Source organism: Dietzia sp., assembly GCF_036741115.1.
GTDB lineage: Bacteria > Actinomycetota > Actinomycetes > Mycobacteriales > Mycobacteriaceae > Dietzia.
On sequence record NZ_DAINST010000127.1, the window covers coordinates 1 to 4,755 of the forward strand.

A 4,755-nucleotide genomic window follows, 5' to 3' on the forward strand; every position below is an offset into this window, starting at 1 on the left:
CCCTGTGAGTGCCTGCGAGCGGTTCGCGACGGCCGCGGCACGCGCCTGCTTCGACTCCTCGAGGTCGGCGAGCACCTTGTCTCCCGCTGCGCCGAGACCGCCAAGCGCCTCGATCTCCTGGAAGTACGACCATGCGGCATCGGCGAGCTCTTCGGTGCGCGCCTCGACGTACCAGGAACCGCCGGCCGGATCGACGACGTGCCCGAGGTGCGATTCCTCGATGAGCAGGAGCTGGGCATTGCGGGCCATGCGGCGCGCGAAGCTGCGCGAGGTGCCGGCGAGGCCGCCGTCCAGTGTGGCGTCGAACTCCCGGACCGTCACCATCTCCGCACCGCCGACGCCGGCGGCAAATGCCGCGACGGTCGAGCGGAGCATGTTGACGTGCGGGTCACGGCGGGTCGAGGCGGCAAGCGAGGTGACGGCGAGCTGCGGAGCATCCCCTGCGTCCGGGACCCCGAGTACCTCCGCCACACGTGCCCACAGGCCGCGGGCCGCGCGGAACTTCGCGATCGTCGCGAACTGGTCCGGGGTAGCGGCGAGGCGGAACCACACTTGCTCGGCGGCCGCCTCGACCCCGAGACCGGAACCGTCGGCAGGATCGGATAGCGCGCGGAGGTGCCCCACCGCCGCGGCGAGGGCGATGCCGAGCTCTTGCGCATCGGTGGCGCCGTGCTCGTGGGCCGAGGCGCCATCGGCGAGTGCGCCACGGGCCGTCTCGGGCAGGCTGCTCGCCTCCGCTGCGAGGGCGCGCGCCTCCTCTCGGCCCGGCCCGGATTCGCCGAAGAGCGCGGATGTCTCCGGAGACGAGGTGGCGAAGAGTCTGACGTCGGAGGCCGGACCGGAGAGGCGCCCCGCATCAGCGGCCTCGCCCGCGAGCGCCGCGAGTGCACGGAACGCCTCGGGTGTCCGCGCGCCCGCGTCGACGATGATCGGGGCGAGTTCGAGGTACACCCCGTCCAGGACCGTGGGGATGGATTCTGCCGGTACATCGAGAGACAGCCCCGACGCGCCGTTTTCGAGTGCGCCGAGGACGGTCAAGTTGGTGGCCGCGGCTTCGTCCGACCCCGCGCAGCGGAGGTGCTCGGCGACATGCCAGCCGGATTCGGGTAGCCCGGCGCGGCGGCCGCCGCGGACGAACGGGAACTCGCCCGGCGCGGCCTGCTCGGGCAACTCGTCGAGCGGCGTGTAGAGCGGATTGATCTCGAGGCCCTCGGGGCTCGTGTGGATCAGCGAACGCCACGCATCGGCGGGCAGTTCGGCGGGGTCCTTCTTCGAAGATTTCGCCAGGATCCCGACGACATCGGATTCCCAGTCGGAGAACTTCCCTCGGAGCCTCGCGACGGGAACATCGCCGTTCGGTTCGGTCGTGTGTGCCACGTGCGGCGCCTCCTGTGCTCGAGCTGCTCTCGCGCGGTCATTCCGCGGAACCCCGTGGGTTCATCTCCGCTCGACTCTAACCAACCGTGGCGTGCGTCACGGAGAGAACCTCGATTTCGGCACCCGGTGCCGAAACTCGGCTCCGATTCCGGGGTGCGCTGGGGGTCTCGGCGTCAGCCACCCCAGACCAAGCGCCAGAGCAGCGTGAACAGCACGGTGCCCGCGGTCGCGTAGATGAGGGCCCAGATGAGGGAGCCGAGGGCGACCGCTGGGAAATAGCGGCGCAGCGGCATCTTCATGGCTCCGGCGAGGAGGTTGACGGCGGTCTGCACGCCTACCGTGAGGAAGCAGAGGGGGACGGCCGCCACCCCCCAGCGCGCGACGATGTCGCGGGCTCTGTCCATCGACGGGCTCTCGAGGCGAGCGCGGATGCGCTCGAATCGCGATCCGCCTGCCGTCGCCCCGCGGCCGAGCCAATACGTGGCGTTGGCTCGCGCGAAGACGATGACGAAGAGGATGGCGTAGGCGATGGCGAACGGAAGTTCGCGGATGGTGTCCATGGGAAACGACCTGTCGGCGTACATCCAGCTACCGGCCGGGCTCCCGCCGGGACCCCGGAGACCGGCCCGGAGCGCACCCGGGGAAACGCGTTGCCCGACCCCGGGGCTGGTGGGCTCTGACCGCTGCTAGAGCTCGGTCTCAGCTACGGACGAGGGGCTCGAGCGAACGGAAGAGCTCGGTGTTGTGATCGAACGCGCGCGAAGCAGCATCGACGGCGAGCTCGGTGAGCCGTCCGTCGAGAGGCAGGGCGTCGAGCGCGTCGCGGTAGCCGTCCTTGTAGACTTTCGGCTTCTCGATATCGAAGGAGTAGAAGGAGAGCGCCTCTTCGGGAACCCCGTAGTGCCGGCCCATGAGGCGCGAGATCACCTGTCCGCCGGAGAGATCCCCGAGGTAGCGGACGTAGTGATGGCCGACGAGCTCCGCAGCCACCTCGTCGGCGTCGTTCCTGGCCGCTAGAGCGTCCAGCTCGCGGGCGTACTCGAGGGTCGCGGGTGTGAGCTCGTACAGCTCCTCGCCAGTGGGGAGCACGGCCTCGAGAGTGCGGAGATCCCCCTCGAGCCTGCCGGCGCGCTCGAGCGCGGGGTCGACGATGCCCGCAAGCGCAGGGCTGGCGGCGTGCGTCCGGACCGCGGCCTCGAGTGCCGCATAGACGTGCAAGTACTGCCGCTGCATCGCGGCGAATGCCCGGATGCCGGTGAGCTTGTCGAGCTCCCCGCCGAGAAGGCTGCCCATGAAGATGCTGTTCTCGGCGCGCTCGTGGACCTCGGCGGTCGCGGTGCGGAGACCGGCGGCGAGGGATGACGAAGTCGCGGTATCGGTGGCGCTGGCGACGGACATGGGCGTGGGAAACCTCGGTGCTATCGGAGTGATCAGGCCGAACGGAAGCGAAAAATCGCTTTATCGCCGCTCTTCAGGCGACCGGATGCCGCCACCTCCGACCTTAACAAAGTAGGCAAGGCTATCCATCAATCGAAAGTATGACTCCCGTACGACCTTGCGCCGAGCGGGCCCGCCATTTTGCTTCCGGCCCATGCCGTCACTGCTGCTCCTATTCCGTGACGAAATCGACGAGCCTCTCGACCGCGCCGAGCAGCTCGGGCTCGATATCGCGGAACGAGGACACCGAGGAGAGGATGTGCGCCCACGCGTCGCGGGGATCGCCCCACCCGATGCGCGCGCAGATGCCGGTCTTCCAGTCCTCGCCCATCGGCACGTCCGGCCATGCCGGGATGCCGACCACCTCGGGCTTGACCGCCTGCCAGATGTCGACGAACGGATGCCCGGTGACGAGCACGTGCGGGCCGACATTCTGCACCAGCCGGGACTCCTTGGTCCCGGAGACGAGGTGGTCGACCAGAACGCCGAGGCGCGCGTCGTCGCTCGGGCCGAACTCGGCGATCTTCGCCCCGAGCTCGTCGATGCCGCCGAGCGGCTCGACGACGACTCCCTCGACCCGCAAGTCGTGGCCCCAGATCTTCTCGACGAGCGCGGCGTCGTGGATGCCCTCGACCCAGATCCGGCCGGCCCGGGCCGTGCGCGCACGCAGCCCTTCGACCCGTCGCGAGCCCGAGGCCGAGCGAGTCGGGGCCTCCTTCTTCGGGGCGGGCTTGACCAAGGTGACGTGCTCGCCTTCGAGGAGGAACGCACCGGGTCGCATCTTGAACAGCCGGAGCTTCCCGTGCCTGTCCTCGAGCTGCGCGAACTCGCCGTCCGGGGTACGGGTCACCCCGACCACGGCGCCGCAGAAGCCGCTCACCGGATCCTCGACGACGAGGCCGTCGGCGGCCTCGACTTTTCGCCACTCCCGCGCCGTGCGCCGGCCAGCGGAGAGTACGTCCCTTCCGTATCGATCAGCCATGACAGGCAACATTAGTTCCCGCCGAACTCGAGCTGTGCGGAGACACGCGCGGGGCGTAGCCTGGTCGCCGATGAACACTGCAGAACTTCTCTTCGCCACCCATCTCGCGGCCTCCGCGTGGGGTGGCGCGCCGCTCGATTCGGGCATCGAGGCCCTCAGCAGCCCGGGCGTTCGAGCAGCCGTCGAGGCTGGCCCCGCACTGTCTCGGGCTGCCGCGCGCGCGGCCGACGGCGCGGCGTCGCCCGTCGACGAGATCGCGCCGCGGGGCCCATGGATGCGTTTCGTGCGCGAGCTCGGCGCTGCCGATGGCGTGGCGCCCGGGCCCGGAGCTCTCTTCACCGCCGCGGCAGTGCTCCTCCGCTCGTTCGGCGAGGGCGCAGCAGAAAGCGCCGGTTCGGAGGCAGCGGCGGCCGCTGAGTTCCTCGCCCTCGCGCCGGCCACGGTGGGCGATCTCTCCGCGCTCCCCGCGCACCGGCCGTTGTCGGAATTCGTGCTCGCCCACGGCGGCGCTGTCCTCGTTCGGGACCCCGATTCCCGGATGACGGCGGCCGTCGCCCATACCCTTCGCGACCGGGAGGGCCGCTGGACGGTGGAGATCTTCGCCGACGTCCCCATGGCCCCGCAGGCGCCGTCGCCCGCGCACGCCGCGGCGGCGCTCACCGATGCGGTGCACGGCGCAGCGGAGCTGATCGCCGCCGGTTCCGGCCCGTATGCCCGGGAAAACGGCGGGGTGCTCCCCGAGCCCGAACTCATCGATCTGCCCGCGAGTATGTCGTCGAGGTGCCTCGAGCTCGTCGACCGCGCCGAGACAGTGGAGCGGATCCGTGTGGCGGCAATCGAGGCTGAGAGCAGGCGCGGCGCTCCCGCGCAGCAGCAGCCGGCACTGTGGGCGCTGCAGTCCGCCGTCAACCTGGCCCGAAGGGCGGCAGTGGCACGGTTCGCGGCCGAGCAGTACGAGC

At 70.3% G+C, this 4,755-nt stretch carries 5 protein-coding genes; 1 reads left to right on the forward strand and 4 read right to left on the reverse strand.

Translation table 11 applies throughout. The features are described from left to right. From V7E05_RS13600 to V7E05_RS13615, 4 genes are all read right to left on the reverse strand, one after another. Positions 1 to 1,377, reverse strand: a 1,377-nt coding sequence (locus V7E05_RS13600; RefSeq protein ID WP_333620175.1) for a methylmalonyl-CoA mutase family protein, incomplete at its 3' end; no start/stop codon positions are given. 173 nt (positions 1,378 to 1,550) lie between these two features. After that, positions 1,551 to 1,937: a DedA family protein gene (locus tag V7E05_RS13605; RefSeq protein WP_333620176.1), complete on the reverse strand. Its 387-nt coding sequence runs from the start codon at positions 1,935 to 1,937 to the stop codon at positions 1,551 to 1,553. Positions 1,938 to 2,076: 139 nt separating this feature from the next. Then, positions 2,077 to 2,775 carry a biliverdin-producing heme oxygenase gene (locus V7E05_RS13610; protein ID WP_333620177.1) on the reverse strand — a complete coding sequence of 233 codons (699 nt, stop codon included), beginning with the start codon at positions 2,773 to 2,775 and terminating at the stop codon, positions 2,077 to 2,079. 211 nt (positions 2,776 to 2,986) lie between these two features. Next, on the reverse strand, positions 2,987 to 3,796 hold the full coding sequence (locus V7E05_RS13615; RefSeq protein ID WP_333620178.1) for a DUF3097 domain-containing protein: 810 nt from the start codon (positions 3,794 to 3,796) through the stop codon (positions 2,987 to 2,989). A 70-nt stretch (positions 3,797 to 3,866) separates the two neighbouring features. On the opposite strand from V7E05_RS13615, the gene V7E05_RS13620 reads away from it, so the two are divergent. After that, positions 3,867 to 4,755: hypothetical protein (locus V7E05_RS13620; RefSeq protein WP_333620179.1), on the forward strand; the 889-nt coding region annotated here is incomplete at its 3' end.

Excerpts from the sequence above, each read along its gene's own strand:
- V7E05_RS13605 (WP_333620176.1), bottom strand. The coding sequence starts at position 1,937 with ATGGACACCATCCGCGAACTTCCGTTCGCCATCGCCTACGCCATCCTC.
- V7E05_RS13610 (WP_333620177.1), bottom strand. The coding sequence starts at position 2,775 with ATGTCCGTCGCCAGCGCCACCGATACCGCGACTTCGTCATCCCTCGCC.
- V7E05_RS13615 (WP_333620178.1), bottom strand. The coding sequence starts at position 3,796 with ATGGCTGATCGATACGGAAGGGACGTACTCTCCGCTGGCCGGCGCACG.